The organism is Paenibacillus sp. 23TSA30-6, assembly GCF_014858585.1.
In the GTDB taxonomy this organism is placed as follows: Bacteria; Bacillota; Bacilli; order Paenibacillales; family Paenibacillaceae; genus Paenibacillus.
On sequence record NZ_SLTL01000019.1, the window covers coordinates 56979 to 75062 of the forward strand.

Below are 18084 nucleotides of genomic sequence, written 5' to 3' on the forward strand. Positions count from 1 at the left end.
AAATAAAGGGATAATTATTTTCGCAGAACGGCAACAGAAACGGGGAATCCGCCATGGCGAGAGAGAGCTTTGATAAAGAAATTCAATTTCTGCGCATGCTGACACTGACGAGCGGCGCTTATAATCGGCAGCAATTTGCAGACAGACTGGGCATTTCCGTACATACCTTTGATAAAACGATCCGGCGTCTCAAAGAAATCGTTCAATCCGTGCAGCAGCAGTTACCAGCGGAGCAGGGACATGACTTCAATGAAATGCTGCGCTTCAACTACTATGAATCCGCTGATCCACTAATGCTATTCCTGTTTCGGGCCAAATCGCTCAAGGAGTCGGAAAGCGTCCGCCTGGCCCTTCTGTTGACAGCGCTACAGTCACAACCGCTGACCACCATGGAACTGCTGGATGCCTGCTGCGACGGGCTGCCTCCCGACAGTACGCTACCGGATGAAAAAACGATCCGTTCGGACCTGAAATATCTGGTCGAAGTCGGCGTGGTTCGCAAGGAGCCCGGCGGCAGACCTTACCGCTATGCTGTTCGCAATGATCTGGTCACTGGACTGACGGACGAGGAATTACTGGACCTGTATGACTTTGTGGACATTATGGCAAATACGCACCTCCCCTCTGTACAGGGATATCTGCTGCGCGATCTTTTAAAAAAAGCTATACGTCGTCAAGCCGGGGATCAGGAGATGGTGGAACCTTTTTTATACAAATACCACTATCACTCGCGTATTCTGGATGAGGCGCATGTTCATCCGCTTCTTCATGCCATTCGGCAACATCGCTGTGTGACTTTTTTGTACTTTTCGGCGGCCAAACGAAGCATGTACGGGTCACAGAACACAAATCCGCTGTTTGAAAAAGAAACCGAAGGCCGTGAACACACCATTCTTCCCTTGCAAGTCATCTATGATCATCAATACGGGCGTTGGTATGTGCTGGGTCAGGTGGGGGGCAAAGGAATCATGAAGTTCCGCATGGAGGGCATGACACAATTGGTGGAGGGCGAACCCGTGTCGGAGAAGCGTTTTGCCGACCTGCTGGCCGTGTTGGAAGAAAGAATGCGGTATAGCTGGCTTGTGGATACCGGGCGCACCGTGAAGGTGCGGGTACGTTTTTTCAATCCCGAAGGTGCCAAACGCAACTTTATTCGGGAGCGTGTGCTGTTGCAGGGACAATGGGGAACGATCACGGAGGAAGAAAGTGAATCCTTTATCTATGAAATTACAGTGAATGGAATCACCGAGATTAAACCATGGCTACGCAGCTTTGGATCAAGCTGTGAGGTATTGGAACCCAAGCGGCTGCGTCAGGAATTCAAGCAGGAATGGAAGGAGCTTCAAGCCTATTATGAGCCTATTCGAGAAAATATTTAACTACCAAATCGTCTCGCGGCTGGATGAATCGGGCGCTTTTGCTACTACATCGCAGGAAAGAATCTGGCTCCAGTCCATGCTGGCAGATCCGGCGGCGGCAGAGGCTTTTACCCCGTCTACGCTCGATAAGCTTCGGCTGATGCTCGCAGATGACGAGCCGCTGGAAGTCGACGGCAGCTTAAGGGAAAAAGCAGGCATCCCTGCCTCCCCGGTTTATCATCCGCTCCTGCGTATACTGCGTCCCATCCTGCGGTCACGCTCAGGTATCTGTATGAGCTACAGAATGCGCAACGGGCGTGTTCATGAGCGTATGTCCGGCTTTCCGTATAAACTGGAATTTTCCATGGTCAAAAAGGAATGGAGCCTGCTTTGGTACAATCGCAGACACCGTGCGCTGATGTCCACCAAGCTGCCTAACATCGTAACCATCACCGAAGAGGAAATTTCACCTGAAGAGACCGAGAAATTCACCCAACGTATACTCGGTATTCTGGAGTCACGCAAGGAACAGGGTATTATCGAAATTATTCCTGTCTACAACGGGGAAATGTCCCGTATTTTATATGCCTTTTCCTGCTTTGAGAAAGAGGTGGAGTATGTTCAGGATGTGGATACCTATCGTATTACGCTCACTTTTCAGGCAGACGAAGATGAATATGTACTGTCCAAAATCCGTTTCCTCGGCAAACGCGTCAAGGTCGTCCAAGGCTCCCGGCTCATTTCCCGAATGAAGGAAACAACCGCCAGGGCACTTGCAAGATACGAAGAGGATTAGCCGCTGAAAAAATATGAATACGTTCAATAAAAAAAGCCCGCACTCTGTCCATAAGACAAAGGGCGGGCCTATTCAATTACGGTTTGTATTACCAAGTCATACTCTTTCATGAAAATGTGCCTGCTATAACAAGCTGAGAAGCATTCCAAAGTTACGGCAAAGCTTGTCCTCGTGCGCTCACATACAGCTCATACCATTCCTCACGGGTCATCAGCTCACTCTGGCGCTCTGCGTCCTGACACGCCTTAATCCGTTCAGGATTGGCGCTGCCAATCACGGGCTGAATCCGTGCCGGATGCTTCATGAGCCAGCCAAGCACGATGGACTCACGTGTCGTTTCCTTTTCAACAGCCAGCTTTTGCACCAGCTCTGCTGTTTGACGTATATGCTCCGGCTCCCCGTCCAAAGAACCACCGCTAAAACGTCCCTGTGCCAGCGGACCCCACGCTTGAAGCTGAATATCCTCCGTTTGGCAGTATTCCAGCAAGCCTTCGCCAAAATGGACATTCGTCCCTGCCTGCTGATTCACATGCACCGTCTGATCTACAAAATGCAAATGCGCCAGGCTCATCTCCAATTGATTAGCCACCAGCGGACCGGCTAAACTGCGTTCCAAAAACCGAATTTGGCTTACATTCATATTGGAAACGCCAAAATGCCGTACTTTACCGGATGCCTTGAGCTTGCTGAACGCCTCCGCCACTTCTTCCGGCTCTACCAGTGGATCGGGACGGTGCAGCAGCAGGATGTCCAAATATTCGGTGCCCAAACGCTTCAGAATACCATCCACAGACTCCATAATATGAGCATATGAAAAATCAAATCGCCCTGGGAGCGTACCATCTGGCAGGAAAATGCCGCATTTGGACTGGATAACGATCTGCTCGCGCAAACCAGGCTGTCCCTTCAAAATCCGACCGAAAATTTCTTCCGCTTTCCCCATACGATAGATGTCTGCATGATCAAACATCGTAATGCCGATGGAACGTGCGGCTTCCACCGCTCTTTCTGCTTCAACAATATGCTCCTGCGTAAATGGCGCCTGGCTCCATTCTCCGCCAAAAGGCATACAGCCCAGAACCAGACGACTATCAGAGATTCCACGTTTCTGTAAAGGCATAATCTTCATATTGTTCCTCCTTCACTCTTTTTATCCGAAAATCCCCATGCTCAAATAACGCTCTCCTGTATCCGGGGCAATACAAAGCACCCGTTTGCCCGCTCCCAAGCGCCGAGCTTCCTGAATTGCCGTCCATATTGTAGCTCCGCTGGAAGGTCCGACAAGAATTCCTTCCTGAGCAGCAATGGCCCGTGTCATCGCAATCGCATCCTCATCCGAAACCTGTATGATTTCGTCATAAATATCCGTATTCAGTACGGCAGGAACGAATCCCGGGCTAGTACCGACCAGCTTATGCGGACCAGGCTTGCCCCCTGACAGCACTGGCGAACCCTTCGGCTCCACAACGACAACCCGCAGATCCGGCAAATGCTGGCGCAGTACCTCACCCGTTCCTGTAATCGTACCACCTGTTCCCGAAGAAGCGACGAACACGTCCAGCTTGCCTTCTGTCTGCTCCAAAATTTCAAGTGCAGTCGTTGTACGGTGGATATCCGGGTTGGCCTCGTTTTCAAATTGATGCGGGATAAAGCTCCCTTCAATCTCAGCCCCCAGCTCCAGCGCCTTGCGAATCGCTCCTGACATCCGTTCTTCCGCTGGTGTCAGCACAACCTCAGCCCCATACGCTTTTAAAATATTGATTCGTTCCCTCGTCATATTCGACGGCATCACCAAAATCGCACGGTAGCCCCGGGCAGCCGCATTCATCGCCAAACCGATCCCCGTGTTGCCACTGGTCGGCTCAATAATGGTTCCACCCGGCTTTAAGTGTCCAGCCTTTTCCGCCTCGTCAATCAAATTACCCGCCGCCCGATCCTTAACACTGCCGCTGGGATTAAAGTATTCCAGCTTCACATACACTTCCGCATCCTGCGGTCCGGTTAACCGTTGAAGCCGCACACAAGGCGTATCCCCAATTAAATCTGTAATACTATGTACCACTTTAAGCGTCATCATTGTTTCCTCCTTGGATGAGTCCATATTATAAAAATAACATATTTAACCCGCTCATACCTGTCGCTTTTGTAAAATACATAAATCTTATCTGCTTAGTATGTAAAATTCTTGCAAATGGGTCGCCAGATGTGGCTTCTAATGATATACTCGCATTACTATTTTTCAGGAGGATACAAGACATTTATGAGTACTCAAGAAAATTTGACAGCCCATCGCTTTCCACCCTCCTTGCTATGGTTGACACTCGGTGCCTTCGCCATCGGCATGACCGAATTCGTCATTATGGGGCTTCTGCCTAATGTAGCCCAGGATCTTCATGTTACCATCCCGCAAGCCGGACAGCTAATCACCAGTTACGCGCTTGGTGTAGCCATTGGCGCACCTGTGCTCACTGTATTGACTCACAAGGTACCGCAAAAAAAGCTGTTATGCCTGCTGATGATTATATTCATTTTAGGCAATCTTTTTTCCGTCATTGCTCCCAACTACGAGCTTCTGATTGTAGCCCGTATGGCTACCGCGTTATCGCACGGAACCTTTTTGGGAGTGGGTTCCCTGATCGCGGCGCGGCTGGTCCGTCCTGATAAGCGGGCTGGTGCCATCTCCATGGTGCTGACCGGACTGACCGTAGCCAACATTATCGGCGTGCCCTTTGGCACCTTTATCGGACAGCAGCTCGGCTGGCGTGCTTCCTTTGGAGCCATCGTTGTGATCGGCCTGATTTCTCTCTTTGGCATCATCCGGTACATTCCGGTCATGCATCAGGACAAGCCTTCCAGTCTCAAACAAGAAGTCCGAAGCCTGTTTAATCCGAAGGTACTGCTGATGCTGCTCACAGGTGCTGTCGGTTGTGGTAGCCTGTTCACCGTCTTTACGTACATCACGCCTTTACTGACCGACATTAGCGGCTTTGCCGAGCATAGCATTACGTGGATTCTCGTCCTGTTTGGCCTCGGCGTAACCATCGGCAACATCGTCGGCGGCAAGCTCGCAGATTGGAAACTGCTGCCGTCGCTGATCGCAAACTATGCCGTATTGGCAGTTATTTTGGCCATCCTGACGTTCACGCTACAAAGCCCGGTGCTGGCCGTCATCACTGTCTTTATCTGGGGCATTGCCGCGTTCGGCATTATGCCCGGCATTCAGGTTCGCATCATGAATCTGGCCTATGAGGCTCCTTTGCTCGCTTCTACCTCCAGCCATTCCGCATTGAATCTGGGCAATGCAGGAGGCGCTTTTATCGGCGGGGTCGTCATTAATCAAATGGGACTCGCCGCCATCCCATGGGTCGCATCTCTTATCACTGTCGGTGGCCTGCTTCTCATGCTGGTCAGCTACGTCATCGACCGCAGAACTGCTCAATCTGAAGCCGTAGCGGGGATACAATCCTAAATTGGATTAACTCGTTAGAGAAACCTTGGCTACAGATATTGAGTTTGGACCCATTTGATATCAGCACTGCAAAACATCGAAGAGATTCTTGTGATAAGTCACACAGGGATCTCTTTTGATTTTTAAACCAATAAAAACTAACCTTATCGCACTTTCGATATTAATTTTTTTCAAATCTTTTAGGTATACAAATAAAGGGGACAGATACAATGGAAATATAGGAAGTTGTAGTTTATTTGCAGTTTAACTTGCAGTTTGATTGCAGTTCATTTAGAATGGAGGCATAAAGAGGTGAATATGGTGGCATTATCAACAGAGGATAAAATAATATTTGAAAACTTCATAACTGAATCTTCACGATCCCCGGAGAAAGCAGAAGTTATTTTGAAGGTTTTTCATAACATCGCTGTGAGATTTAATGCGTTACCTACAAACTTGGAATCAGAAATTACTGAAATCATTCAGTTCGGACGTGTAGGCGATGAGAACTTAGATATCCTTACAAAAGGTTTAAAGGACGTAAGCGCTAGTATACTTACTCTGGCGGAGGAAGAAATATCACCTTCATATTCGACAGGGCAGTTAGCTAAAATGTTTGGAGTTAGTATATCAACTATTAACAACTGGATTGCCGCAAAGCGATTTGTAGGATTCGTCAGAGAGGAAAAAAATAAACAGGCCCGAATTAACGCTCGAACCTTGTGGATTTCCCCTACAGGAGAACACATTTCCTTGAAGGAAGTAGCTACATTATACAAAGAAAACCAAACCAAGTTAAACATGGATAAGACCGAATCTCAAATAAATCACATTCGTTATTCTGTAGATATGATCAATTTTTATGAAGAACGATATGGTAATTCGTTCGAACATGTGCTTAAAGAGAAAGGAGAACCAAGTATGTCTAATGATTTTAAATGGTCAAGAGAAGGTAAAGAGTGGCGAGCTTTTCTTCAAGAAATCAGCCCTAATTGATAGGAAATCCTGCTTCAAACTTGGAGTTATTGAAAAGAACCTTCGGGGATGCCATTTCGCTTGTTCGAGATACAGATAGCACTGGCAAGACAAGCACCGCCTACGCCCAGCGAGCGACCCTTGTTTTTGTAGATGACTCCAAGTTATACATAACTGAACATATACGACACGGTGTGATTACACACTATTACTACGATTGGATTAGCAAAGACGATAAACAGGTTCTAGCTAAATTCCACTGTGAACCACATCAAGATGAGGATTATCAAACTACAACAGAGCCCTACCACATTCATCCGCCTGAGTACTCAAAGTTAACGAACCAAACCCGCTTTGCTAACCATTCATTTACTAGCTTATTTGCCATAGTAGAAGGTATATTTTTATTTCATATTATCCCCAACAAACCACATATTTAGAATTCAAAAAGGAGAGGGTAACCCCCTCTTCCTTTTACTTATTCAAACGATGGCTTTTAAATACTGCGACGTTACCTGCTCAGCTTAACCAATTCTCGAAAAAGTCCCGATACCCCTGCTTCATCACCCTGCTCGAAAACTTCTCCATGGCATACGCCTGATTTTCCGTGGAAACCCGACGGGGTGAGGCGGTAGCCATATTGACCAGCTCGAACCAGTTTTTCTCATTGCCCGAAAAAGAGTGCGTGGAGCTGATATGTCCGTAGCAAGGATGCTCAGGCTTCACGACGATTTTACCCATAGCGAGCGCTTCGGTCAGCGGCATCGCAAACGTGTCGAATTTGGAGCAGCTCCAGTATACTTTGGCCGTATTCATCAGCGCGAATACCTCATCCTGCGTCAACGCAAATTGAAGCTTCACATTGTCAGGGATACCGTACTTCTTCATGCTTTCCTTATAGCGTTCTCCGCCAAACACCATGTAAACTTCCTTGTCGGGATTATGCCGTGCATACTCCAATACCAGATCAGGACGCCGATTCTCTTCATCCCTTCCGATCCACATCACCCGATTCTCCACGACCTGCGAAGGGTCAAAATGCTTTTCCACCAGCCGCTCATTAAATCCAATCGGGATGACTGTCACATCGGTTACACCAAATTTGGATGCCATCTCCTGCTTGAGAAAATCAGTCTGCACAATAGCCTTGTCCACGATCTGATAAAAAGGCTTCATCATCTCATAGCCTGTAAGCGCCGGATCAGGAAAACTGTGCGGAAAAAGCACGCTGTTTTTAAAAAACATTTTCAAATATGTAAAGCCGGATACCGTATAAATAACATCCTCAATCTGCTGCTCATGAAGCTGGTCGAGTACCACGTCATAATTAACAAGATCACCCTTTTCATGCTCATAACCGGGAAGCCAGTCATGGCTGCTAACATGGCGCTCCGGTGACACATATACGATGTCCACGCCCAACTCCAGCCCGATCTGCTTCAGACGTTCCGCAAAAATACGCGGGCCCTGCGCTTCGGCAAACTGTATTTTTCTCATGACCAAACCGACTTTTTTCATATATGTTCCCACCTTTGTTTACGATCTGTACACACGCTGTAGCTCAAACTCTTTATTCACACCTTCTGACTTGTCCCCATTCCAGCATCGCTGCGCATTGGTTCAAACAGGCTAACGCCTCGCCCCGTTGGGCTTCTAATTGCTCTTTTGACCATTTATCACCGTTTATATGCAATTTCGTTCCGATCTTTCGCAAATCACTTTCAATTAACAACAGCATCCACAGTGAAAATACCACGGCAAACATGCTGTATTCTTGCATAAATGTGCCCCGCTCCAGTCCTGCTCCCAGCAGCTCCATCTGCTCCAAATACCTGTCCAGCAAGCAAATTCGCAAGTCGGGCGTCATACGCCGGGGAAACAACGGATGGGACATGTCGATCAGATGATACACATCCCAAAGCGGTGTGTTCAAATGGGTATGCTCCCAATCCAGCACCACGAGCCGATCCCCGCTTAGCGCATAGTTTCCCGGATGAAGGTCACCATGAGACAGCACTAGCTGCGGTGAAAAAACGAACTGATCCAACTGTGCATACATACGCTGAGCCTGTTGTTTAGGAACCCCTAACGAGTTGCAAAGCTTCAACACATCAAGCTGGCGCATGTACAGCTCAGCAACCAAGTCTTGAATAAGCGGCTTCGGGCCGCGCAGTGGCATTCCAACAAAACCATCCGGCGGCAAAGCATGCCACCCTGCTACAAGTCCAACCGCTTGCAACATGACTTCTTCATCATGCAGATGATCTAATGGACCAAGGTCCTCAAAAATCATCCACTCCCCACTGCCATCTTCCCCCGAATCAGACCAGGCAAGCAATCGGGGATAAACCGTCGGTAGTGAAGGAAGTATATGCTCATATACCCATCTTTCTCGGCCTGCTTGCTCATCATTGGTTAACGGCTTGAACACATAGCTCTCAGAAGGTGACACGTAAAAACGTTCAACATGCCGACCATTTGTACCTGTATATAAAACTTCCCGACTCCACACCTGCGTATCATTCAAAGTACCATCAACATTCACATATGGATGAAATAGATTCATAACTTCCCAACTTTTTTGTATAAAATGTAATAGCAAGATCATATCACAGTACTCGTTCTGAACGAAGCCCGGCTTGTCTTTTGAGCGTTCCAACGGTATCCTCCCGCGGCGTGAAAAACAAATAAAAGCTAAATAGGGGCTTGTCCCATCAGATCCAGACGATCTGTGGGACAGCCCCTATTTTCAATCTATACAAGGATAGAATCAAAATCTATCGATTTCCATCCCCGCTCCTATCCTGTTCCGATTAATATTTAGTATTGCCGGACTCACTCGTATTGCCGGATTTAAAGCCTTTGAACAATTGTGGCACATTGTGATAACGAGTGTTCGTAATTTTAGCTGTGCTGTTAGGACCGTCCGATCTCAGGATCGAATCCTTTACATTGGAAATATCCGAGTTATCCAAAGTCATATTCACTCTAAAAGTAGAGCCGCCTAGCTGGCGAACCAGTTTTCCGATATCATCGGCTCTAAAGTTTTTAATGTTAATCGTACCTTCGGCATTGATTTGGAACACCTTGTCATATGCATGGAACGCTCCACCGCCCGTAATGTTTACCGTACCTTTTTCTTTAAGCGTCAATGCATCTTCACCTACATCCTCCCACGTTACGTTGGAAATGGTTCCGTTGCCATACACATGCACACCATCCGCAGCAGGCGCAGCAATGATCACATTTTTCAAAGTTGCACCATTTTCAAGCTTGAAAATAGGCTTTTGGGCCTCAACCTGACTTCCGTCACCCAAGGTTTTTGGATCAGCGGCTACCGTCTTCCCCTTACCATCGTATACTTCTCCGGCTTTTACAAGAATGGTTTTACTAACGACTTCTGGAGCTGCATGAGCAGAATAATTACCGACGAATAAAGCGACCAACATACCTGATAAAAAGATACCCATTCCTTTTTTCAATACTTTAGCTGTGCTTGTGTTCATTTCAATTCATCCCTCTCGAAGATATTTTTTTATTCCTGTCTCACAATTCTTCGTTGACTAGAGCGCGTAGACCGTATCACCACCTTCGTACAATGAACCCATTGACCAATACACGTCTGTGAAATATATATTATTATTTACATATGTATACTTGGTATTAGGCTCAAAGTTGTCAAATCACACAAATTCAATTAAACACAAATTGTAAATACAGCGATTACATTTACAATTTGCATAACTCTATTATAATCCAGCTTCCAGTAATTTCAATATATTTTTCGGCAAAATATGTCCTTTTTTTCAATTAAGTACACAATATTGCCTTTTTTATGCTTGTACAAGTTTGTTTTTTCGAGAAATTACGCATGAAATTACTTTATGAACTAATCCGTCCGTCTTACACGTTCAATATCATCCATATGGTGATGAACACCATTTTATCTTGTACCTTTCTCCTAAAGTGATCTATGCTATTGAATGACACGTTTGATAAACGTATAATGTATTTATGTATTTAGCGCTTTGAAGCGTTACATCTCAACATTACTGGTGAGAAAAGAGTGGTTATGGTGCAAAACAAAAGAGAGATTCCATTAAGAGAACAGAATATTGTGCTCATTGGCTTTATGGGTGTAGGCAAAACAACGATCGGTTCCCATCTCGCGCGCAAGCTGTATCGGGACTTTGTGGATATTGATCAGGAGATTGAACAAGAGTACAACATGCCGACAACAGAAATTTTCAAAACATATGGAGAAAAAGGTTTCCGCGAGATTGAAAAAGACCATATTCTCAAACTATGCAGCAATACTCGATTGAAAGTCATTTCGGTTGGCGGCGGTGCTTTTTTACAAGAAGAGGTTAAACAGGCTTGTCTGGCTTCATCTATCGTCTTCTTTTTAGATTTAAATTGGGAATCCTGGAAGGATCGACTCAAGATGCTCATCGATACCCGTCCCAATCTGCAAAACAAGAATTTGGAGGAAATCGAAGCTCTTTTCCGTTCCAGACAGGACATTTACGCGGTGAATCACTCCAAAATCGATACGGATCAGTTGGATGCGGAAGAAGTCGCAGACTATATTATCCAAACTCTAAATCTGGGTTGGGAGTTGTATGAACCTACCCGTGGATTGAATTAGAGTTACAAAAAGGAGGGCTCCAGCATGCTTATCACATGGGGGCCTTCCTTTTTTGTTCACTGCGGGTACCTTACTTGCTGGCAGTAATGCCATGCGTCTTTTAAGAATGACTATGCAGTACCGTCAATATCTCTCTCAGTTCAGTGACAGGAATCTGCCCCGGCGCGGAAGCTTTCTTAGCGGCACCAAAGGTTAAAGCCGAACCAAACAGCTCTCCGGTCAGACGGCTCACGACACCTTTCCCCGCCATTGACATCGTAATAATAGGCCGATCTGCATATTCCTCTGCCATGGTACGGGTGGCATCCAGCAAGGTCAGCACATCGGCTGTACTTGTCGGCATGACCGCTATTTTAGGCAGATCGCCTCCCAGCTCCTGCGCCTTACGCAACCGAGATACGATTTCCTCCTTCGGCGGTGTCTTCTGGAAATCGTGGTTGGATATAATCACGGATACGTTATGCTTATGCGCAGCTTCCACCAGCGTCTTCACATCGGCTTCGTCATTAAAAAGCTCCACATCAATGATATCTACCTGTCCCGTTTCGGCTGCCGTGCGGTTCAACTCCACATAACTCGCTGTATTGATTTCCTTTTCCCCACCTTCCCGGGCGCTGCGGAACGTAAAGACGAGCGGAATATTCGCCAAGATGGACCGGATTTCAATCAAGGCAGCCTTAACCTTCTCCAAATCCTCTACATGCTCGAAAAAATCGACTCTCCACTCCACGATATCCAGGTCGAGGGTACGCAAATGGGCAGCTTCTTCCTTCAGTTGCTCCAACGTTTCTCCCACCATCGGGACGCAGATTTTAGGCGCTCCTTCACCGATCAGAACATCTTTTACCTTAACGATTTTTGCCATATCTAACTCACTCCTAAATAACAGTTTTAAGTCGAACATTTACAATATTTCATAGTATAACGCATTCTGAATAAGCCTGCTGATGATTAGGCCCGGTTTGTTGGCTTACTCCGGATCAAGCGCGATTTTAGGGGACAATTTGCGACTTGATGGAAAAATGGTACTGTACCGGAAATTAACAAACACGGCCAGCACAATACCAGCCACATTCACAATCAGAGCCAGCATAAAAACACTGGATATTTGAGAATGCTTCAAAAGAAAGCCTGTAAACACAGGAATGACCGTGTATGACAGAGAAGTTGCCGTGTAAATAAATCCCGTAATCTGTCCTTTACGTTGACTGAAAAATTCACTCATCACGGTCAATGTCAGCTGAAGCACACCCGAAATGGAAAATCCGATGACACATGAGCTAATAATGGCCGCTGCCTGTGATTTGAAAAGGAGCAATGCTCCAAAAGCCAACAAAGAAATGCATGGATAAATGAGAATAATGTGAACCGGTTTGATCCACTTTCTTAACACAATCACCAATACAAATACGGAGACGAGAGAACCGACATTGTAATAGACTAATAATCTCAGGGACTCTGATTCAGTCATACCGATAAACTGCTGCCCAAAAGTAGGCAGCCACAACTGAACAATATACAGCAAGGTAGGCCCGGTAAAGCCGAGAATAATAAGGCAAAGCCCTTCCTGCCAGAAGCGCGGCTTGCTCCGGTCATTTGCTTTTAGCTCTACCGTTTGTTCCACGTCAGACACGGTAGTATCGTGAACTGGCTCCTTGGGCGCCTGAACCCGCATGTCTGGAAATTTCATTTTGAACAGGTAAATCGCATTCAGAGCAAATATGAGTGCCGGTAAAAAGAATGAGAATCCGTAAAAAATATCGTGATTCATAAAAAAGATAATCATTAACGGTAAAAATGCCGCTCCGATGGATATAAAACCTCTCACCAACACGGTAGCCGAACCGGAGGATTGAGGAAAAGCTTCGATCAGAGCTGGATAGGTGCCTGAATCGAGAAAAGAATTCGCTACGCCTGCCAGCACAGCCAGCATCATCGCAATTTCAAAGCTGGGGCTTAGCGGTATACCAACCAAAAAAACGGCCATTAGTAGCCCTGCGGCTATAATAAACGGCTTGCGACCATAACGGTCGGAAAGTACCCCGGATATGTACAGCGTAAACAGCCTGCCAAATCCCATTGCGGATACCAGAAGACTGATTCCCGCCTGATCTGTATGCAAATGCTCGGTTAAAAAGGACATGTGTGACGCTAGCATTATATTAAACATACCGAACAGAAGATAGTTTACATAAAGGCCGGTCGCCACTGGAAAAGAAGAACGTTTCATCGTGAATTCACCTGCTTTTGTGAGTAAGTCTTGTGGTGTCACTAATGTGAATCATTTCACATCATCTGTGTCGATGATGAAGTATAGAACACATTTTTAAATTTATCAAGTTTAAATATTGCGAGACACACATTTAGACACGCTGATGCGTTTTCAAATAAAATTCCTCACCGTAGCTTAGCGCAAAGTTCCGAAAGTCCACTACAGCCGGGGATAAATACCTGTTTTTGATGCTCGCCAGATAGATAAAACGCTCATATTCGGGATTAACAATAGGCAATATTTTGACGTTAAAATAATCCAACGATGAAATTCGGGGCATGACCGCAATTCCATAATTCACAGATACCAGCCCTGCCATCGCCGTGTCCTCTTCAATCTCGCAAATAATCTCCGGAGTAACTCCTACTCTGGCGAATAGATTTTCAATAATGGGACGTATACCGCTTTTCTTGTTAAAAAAGATAAAAGGATAAGCCGCCGTATCCTTGAGATCGATTTGGTCCAGCGAAGCCAGCGGATGATCTGGTGAAACAATAACGACCAGCTCCTGCTGAGCCAGCGGAATGAATTCAACGTCCGGTTCATTTTCCATGTGAGAACAGAACGCCACATCGTAATGCTCCTGCTTCAAGCCCTGGATAATATCGTTCGTGTTTCCTTGGTGAAAAGAAAAGGATATATCTTTACGGGCATCCGAGGCGGAGAAGGCCTGAATAATCGCTGGAATGAAGTGCGAGCCTAACGTGTAAATGAACGCCAGATCCACATTCCCATGGCTTGGACTAACCAATTCCCGCAAGTTGTGCTCTCCCTTCTCCAATTCATCCATCGCATGCTCCACATATTTCAGGAAAAATCGTCCGTATTTGTTCAGCCGAATATTCCTCCCCTGCTTTTCAAACAAACGAACCCCCAGATCCTTTTCTAATTCTGAAATCGCATGGCTTAAACTGGGTTGAGTAATACATAGTCGTAAAGCTGCTTGGGTAAAATGCTCCATCTCTGCAAGTACACGAAAATATTGTAAGTGCTTCAGGTTCATAATTATGTAGTTCCCTCCTTTAATTTATATTTTAAATTATAGACCTAAACTATGAAAAACGATAGAAATATGCATTGGATTTATAATAGCACTCCTTATATAATAAAGACGCAGAAACAATGTGAATAATTTCACTATTAGACCATGGATCTAAAACTTAAGTTGGGAGCTATACTCATGAAAAATCCTTATATCAGAATGGCAACAGGGCTTTACATCAACTATTTTCTTCTGGGTATGATCAATGTTATCCTCTCCTCGAATATGAGCTTCCTGACCGTGCAATTGAACACGGATAAAGCAGCCATCGGCTATCTGGTGTCAGCGATCGGGATCGGTAAGCTGCTGGCTCTCGGGGTAGCCGGGAAAATGTCAGACAAATACGGAAGAAAGCCGCTCGTTGTGATTGCATCATTTGCTTATTTAATTTTCCTGATCGGTATTCCCCTTGCACCCAATTATACGTTGGCATTCGTATTTGCCATTATCGCAGGACTTTGTAACTCCATGATGGATTCGGGAACGTATCCCGCATTAATTGAAGGTTTCGGAAAAAAAGCCGGCTCTGCAACCGTCTTGGTCAAAGCATCCATTTCTATCGGTGCCATTGTTATTCCGTTCATGATTGCATTCTTTATCGATCACAATATGTTCTATGGCTACTCCTTCTTTATTCCGGCAGGTATTTATCTGCTAAGCGGTATCTTCTTGTCGATGACAGCCTTCCCCAATCACAAAGCTGAGGAACAAAAAGCTACAATCGAGGCTGCTCAATCAGTAGATACATTCCGCACCGAACCTAAGTTTTGGCAAGAGGGTCTGTCTCTGATCATTATCGGCTTTACTTCCACTGTATTGTTCATGATTGTACAGCTATGGCTACCTACCTTTGGTCAAGAGGCCCTGGGCATGGAGAAAGCCAGTGCCATTAAACTGCTAAGCTACTATAGTATAGGTTCGCTGGTTTCCGTTATTCTGTTAGCCGTGGTGCTTGGCAGATTCATTAAACCGATTACCGTCATGATTGTGTATCCGTTTATTGCACTGCTTTCCTTGCTGGCTTTAATTACATGGCACAATCCTGTCGCTACGATAATCAGTTCGTTCTTAATCGGATTGTCTACCGCAGGTATATTCCAAATTGCTCTCACCGTTATGACGGAATTTTTCCGCAAAAACAAAGGAACTACGACTTCTCTCGTGAACATTGCAGCCAGTCTTTCGTTCATCCTGATGCCGTTAGCTACCGGGGGCATGTCCAAGAGCCTCGGAATTACTTCCGTGTTCATTCTGGATATTGCGATTGCCGTAGTCAGTATTTTGCTGGCCGTGTTTGTTGCTTATCGATATAAAAAAGTGTTTCATTAAACTACACAGATAACTTGGAGGCTTATATCATGAAAAATGCTGGGCGTATTGACGGAAGAACACAATTAATCGGATTGCTTGCTACACCGATCGGACATTCTTTGTCCCCGGCTATGCATAATCTTGCGTTTGAAAAGCTGGGCCTGAACAACGCGTATATGGCCTTTGAAGTAGGAAATGAACAACTGGAAGAAGTGGTAAGGGGGATGCGTGCTTTGAACATACGCGGTTATAACGTGTCCATGCCAAACAAAACAGCCATTGTGCAGTACCTTGACGAACTGGACGACAGCGCTAAATTTACAGGTGCCGTCAACACCGTCGTGAACACGGAGGGTAAGCTGAAAGGCTACAGCACAGACGGATCTGGTTATGTTCGTAACTTGCGTGAACACGGTATTGATCTGAAAGGCAAAAAAATGACACTCGTCGGCTCTGGCGGTGCAGCTACACCCATTGCTATTGAAGCGGCTCAAGCAGGTCTGGCTGAAATTTCAATTTTTGCCCGCAACGATCAGTTCTTTGCCCGTGCAGAAGAAAATGTCCGTATTATTAATGAAGATATGAAACACACCCAAGTCAAAGCGAATATATATCCTCTGGAAGATCAAGAACAACTGCGTGAAGAGATCCGCACAAGTCATATTTTCGCTAACGGTACAGGTGTCGGCATGAAACCACTGGAAGGAAAAAGCGTGCTTGAAGATGTGTCCATGCTTCGTTCCGACCTGATCGTGACCGATGTAGTATACAGCCCGGCTAAATCCAAGCTGATGGAACAAGCCGAATCCGTAGGTGCAACAGCCATTAACGGTCTGGGCATGATGCTGTGGCAGGGCGCACTTGCCTTCGAGCTGTGGACAGGCCAGGAAATGCCGGTCTCTTATATTAAAGAACAGCTTTTTGCTGACAAGCTGTAAACATAGAGCTACTAACAAACGCATCAAGCAATGAATTCCTTCTATTATATACTCATTTATGTACTCAAAAGACTATGCTCGGCGAATGAACACTTCTGCCATGCATAGTCTTTTTATTAATCCTTATAAGGGTCAAATTCATTGGCCCCAGCCATGCATACCCCAATAGGCTTGAGCTCATGCAGAACCTCCACCGTCTCAGCATGAGCGTCCAGCACCTCGCGCAGCTTGCGGTAAACGAACGGGCTTTCATCCGTACCCGCTCCGCGCAGCTCGACACCATAGTCCTGTACGGCCTCCTTCATCTGCAAGTCCGTAATCTGCCCGCCGCTGCGCGTACGGGTTTTCCAGTTTATTTTACCGGCTGCCTGCGTACGGCTCATAATGCGTCCTGCACCATGAACTGTACTATAGTAGGAATCGCGATTTTCTACCGTATCCTTCCCACGTACAATCACCGAAATATCGCCCATGCTTCCGCCAATAAAACCTGTTTGACCAGGAGCCGAGGGAGTAGCACCTTTGCGGACTACAATCGTGTCACGTCCATCATGCTGCTCTTTCCAAGCGTAATTATGGTGATTATGCACGGCAAAGTCCGCTTCGGTGCCCATTATACCAAGCACCTGATCTATTACATAATCCCGTCCCGCATAAGCATAACGTCCGGCAAGCCGCATCGCACGGTAGTACATATCCCCCAACTCACTATTCATGTCCAGCAGCACTGGCGGTTGATCCATATGCTCTCCCGGCGCTTTTCCGAGAAACTCCCGTCCTGCCGCCAAATTTAGAAATCCGCTTGCTGTTTTGTGCCCAAAGCCCCGGCTGCCAAAATGATTCGCAATCCAGACCTGACCTGTCGCTTCCTCCACGAATACGTCAACAAAATGATTACCACTTCCCACCGTACCCAACTGGTCTCTCGCCAAGGATTTCAGCTTGTCATGCTCCTGTTTCCCAATCGCAGCATATACCGCCCAATCCGGGTCATCGAACAGCTCATGGTCTACCTGAACCGCATTTACACGGCCTACGCCAAAGGAAATATGACGTGCAATCTCATCCATAATGGATGACATACGTGGCAAAATATCTGCTGCGGACAGCTTGGTCCTAACCGCCTTGTTTCCGCATCCGATATCATACCCGACACCCGAAGGTGAAATTTGTCCGTCATATACCATCACGCCACCAATCGGCTGACTGTAGCCTTTATGATGATCCGCCATCAGCAGCGCTTGAATCACATTACCTTTACTATTGCAACATATACTTTTAAACGTTGAACCTGTC

Annotated in this window: 16 protein-coding genes and 1 pseudogene; 8 read left to right on the forward strand and 9 right to left on the reverse strand. The window is 46.2% G+C overall.

The window, feature by feature from the left end; translation table 11 throughout:
• The first annotated feature begins 53 nt into the window (after nt 1-53).
• Together E0698_RS17410 and E0698_RS17415 are read left to right on the forward strand one after the other, a co-directional pair.
• Nucleotides 54-1379, forward strand: coding sequence for a helix-turn-helix transcriptional regulator (locus E0698_RS17410; protein WP_192512362.1), 1326 nt, complete (start codon nt 54-56; stop codon nt 1377-1379).
• Nucleotides 1354-2154: a WYL domain-containing protein gene (locus E0698_RS17415; RefSeq protein ID WP_192512363.1), complete on the forward strand. Its 801-nt coding sequence runs from the start codon at nt 1354-1356 to the stop codon at nt 2152-2154. The genes E0698_RS17410 and E0698_RS17415 overlap by 26 nt, the downstream gene beginning before the upstream one ends.
• A 151-nt stretch (nt 2155-2305) precedes the next feature.
• Here E0698_RS17415 and E0698_RS17420 read toward each other — a convergent pair whose 3' ends face one another.
• Entirely contained in the window at nt 2306-3283 is a 978-nt protein-coding gene (locus E0698_RS17420) for an aldo/keto reductase (RefSeq protein WP_192512364.1), read from the reverse strand.
• A 21-nt stretch (nt 3284-3304) separates the two neighbouring features.
• Entirely contained in the window at nt 3305-4228 is a 924-nt protein-coding gene (cysK, locus tag E0698_RS17425) for a cysteine synthase A (RefSeq protein ID WP_044646611.1), read from the reverse strand.
• Nucleotides 4229-4414: 186 nt separating this feature from the next.
• Here cysK and E0698_RS17430 point away from each other — a divergent pair, with 186 nt between their 5' ends.
• The 3 genes from E0698_RS17430 (at nt 4415) to E0698_RS17440 (ending at nt 7017) form a co-directional block, all read left to right on the forward strand.
• Nucleotides 4415-5623 (forward strand): MFS transporter, encoded by a 1209-nt coding sequence (locus E0698_RS17430; RefSeq protein ID WP_192512365.1) that lies wholly within the window; start codon nt 4415-4417, stop codon nt 5621-5623.
• Nucleotides 5624-5914: 291 nt separating this feature from the next.
• Nucleotides 5915-6598, forward strand: coding sequence for a hypothetical protein (locus tag E0698_RS17435; protein ID WP_192512366.1), 684 nt, complete (start codon nt 5915-5917; stop codon nt 6596-6598).
• Nucleotides 6599-6618: 20 nt separating this feature from the next.
• On the forward strand, nt 6619-7017 hold the full coding sequence (locus E0698_RS17440) for a toxin-antitoxin system TumE family protein (protein WP_134911051.1): 399 nt from the start codon (nt 6619-6621) through the stop codon (nt 7015-7017).
• Nucleotides 7018-7096: 79 nt separating this feature from the next.
• Here E0698_RS17440 and E0698_RS17445 read toward each other — a convergent pair whose 3' ends face one another.
• The 3 genes from E0698_RS17445 to E0698_RS17455 form a co-directional block, all read right to left on the reverse strand.
• Nucleotides 7097-8095: a glycosyltransferase gene (locus E0698_RS17445; RefSeq protein ID WP_192512367.1), complete on the reverse strand. Its 999-nt coding sequence runs from the start codon at nt 8093-8095 to the stop codon at nt 7097-7099.
• A gap of 52 nt (nt 8096-8147) precedes the next feature.
• Nucleotides 8148-9185, reverse strand: a complete 1038-nt coding sequence (locus E0698_RS17450) for a phosphotransferase family protein (RefSeq protein ID WP_192512396.1) — start codon at nt 9183-9185, stop codon at nt 8148-8150.
• A gap of 205 nt (nt 9186-9390) precedes the next feature.
• Complete coding sequence (locus E0698_RS17455) at nt 9391-10083, reverse strand: pectate lyase (protein WP_192512368.1); 693 nt, start codon at nt 10081-10083, stop codon at nt 9391-9393.
• Nucleotides 10084-10652: 569 nt separating this feature from the next.
• On the opposite strand from E0698_RS17455, the gene E0698_RS17460 reads away from it, so the two are divergent.
• Nucleotides 10653-11225, forward strand: coding sequence for a shikimate kinase (locus E0698_RS17460; protein WP_134914445.1), 573 nt, complete (start codon nt 10653-10655; stop codon nt 11223-11225).
• Nucleotides 11226-11325: 100 nt separating this feature from the next.
• On the opposite strand, the gene aroD is transcribed toward E0698_RS17460, so the two are convergent.
• The 3 genes from aroD to E0698_RS17475 form a co-directional block, all read right to left on the reverse strand.
• Complete coding sequence (aroD, locus tag E0698_RS17465) at nt 11326-12090, reverse strand: type I 3-dehydroquinate dehydratase (RefSeq protein ID WP_192512369.1); 765 nt, start codon at nt 12088-12090, stop codon at nt 11326-11328.
• A gap of 105 nt (nt 12091-12195) precedes the next feature.
• Nucleotides 12196-13455: an MFS transporter gene (locus E0698_RS17470; RefSeq protein WP_192512370.1), complete on the reverse strand. Its 1260-nt coding sequence runs from the start codon at nt 13453-13455 to the stop codon at nt 12196-12198.
• A 133-nt stretch (nt 13456-13588) separates the two neighbouring features.
• Entirely contained in the window at nt 13589-14500 is a 912-nt protein-coding gene (locus E0698_RS17475) for a LysR family transcriptional regulator (RefSeq protein WP_134911056.1), read from the reverse strand.
• A gap of 177 nt (nt 14501-14677) precedes the next feature.
• On the opposite strand from E0698_RS17475, the gene E0698_RS17480 reads away from it, so the two are divergent.
• Nucleotides 14678-15868 carry an MFS transporter gene (locus tag E0698_RS17480; protein WP_192512371.1) on the forward strand — a complete coding sequence of 397 codons (1191 nt, stop codon included), beginning with the start codon at nt 14678-14680 and terminating at the stop codon, nt 15866-15868.
• Nucleotides 15869-15897: 29 nt separating this feature from the next.
• Nucleotides 15898-16788 (forward strand): shikimate dehydrogenase, encoded by an 891-nt coding sequence (locus tag E0698_RS17485; protein ID WP_149095944.1) that lies wholly within the window; start codon nt 15898-15900, stop codon nt 16786-16788.
• Between the two features lie 116 nt (nt 16789-16904).
• Here E0698_RS17485 and E0698_RS17490 read toward each other — a convergent pair.
• Nucleotides 16905-18050: pseudogene (locus tag E0698_RS17490) on the reverse strand (RtcB family protein); the annotation flags it as partial.
• Between the last annotated feature and the right edge of the window lie 34 nt (nt 18051-18084).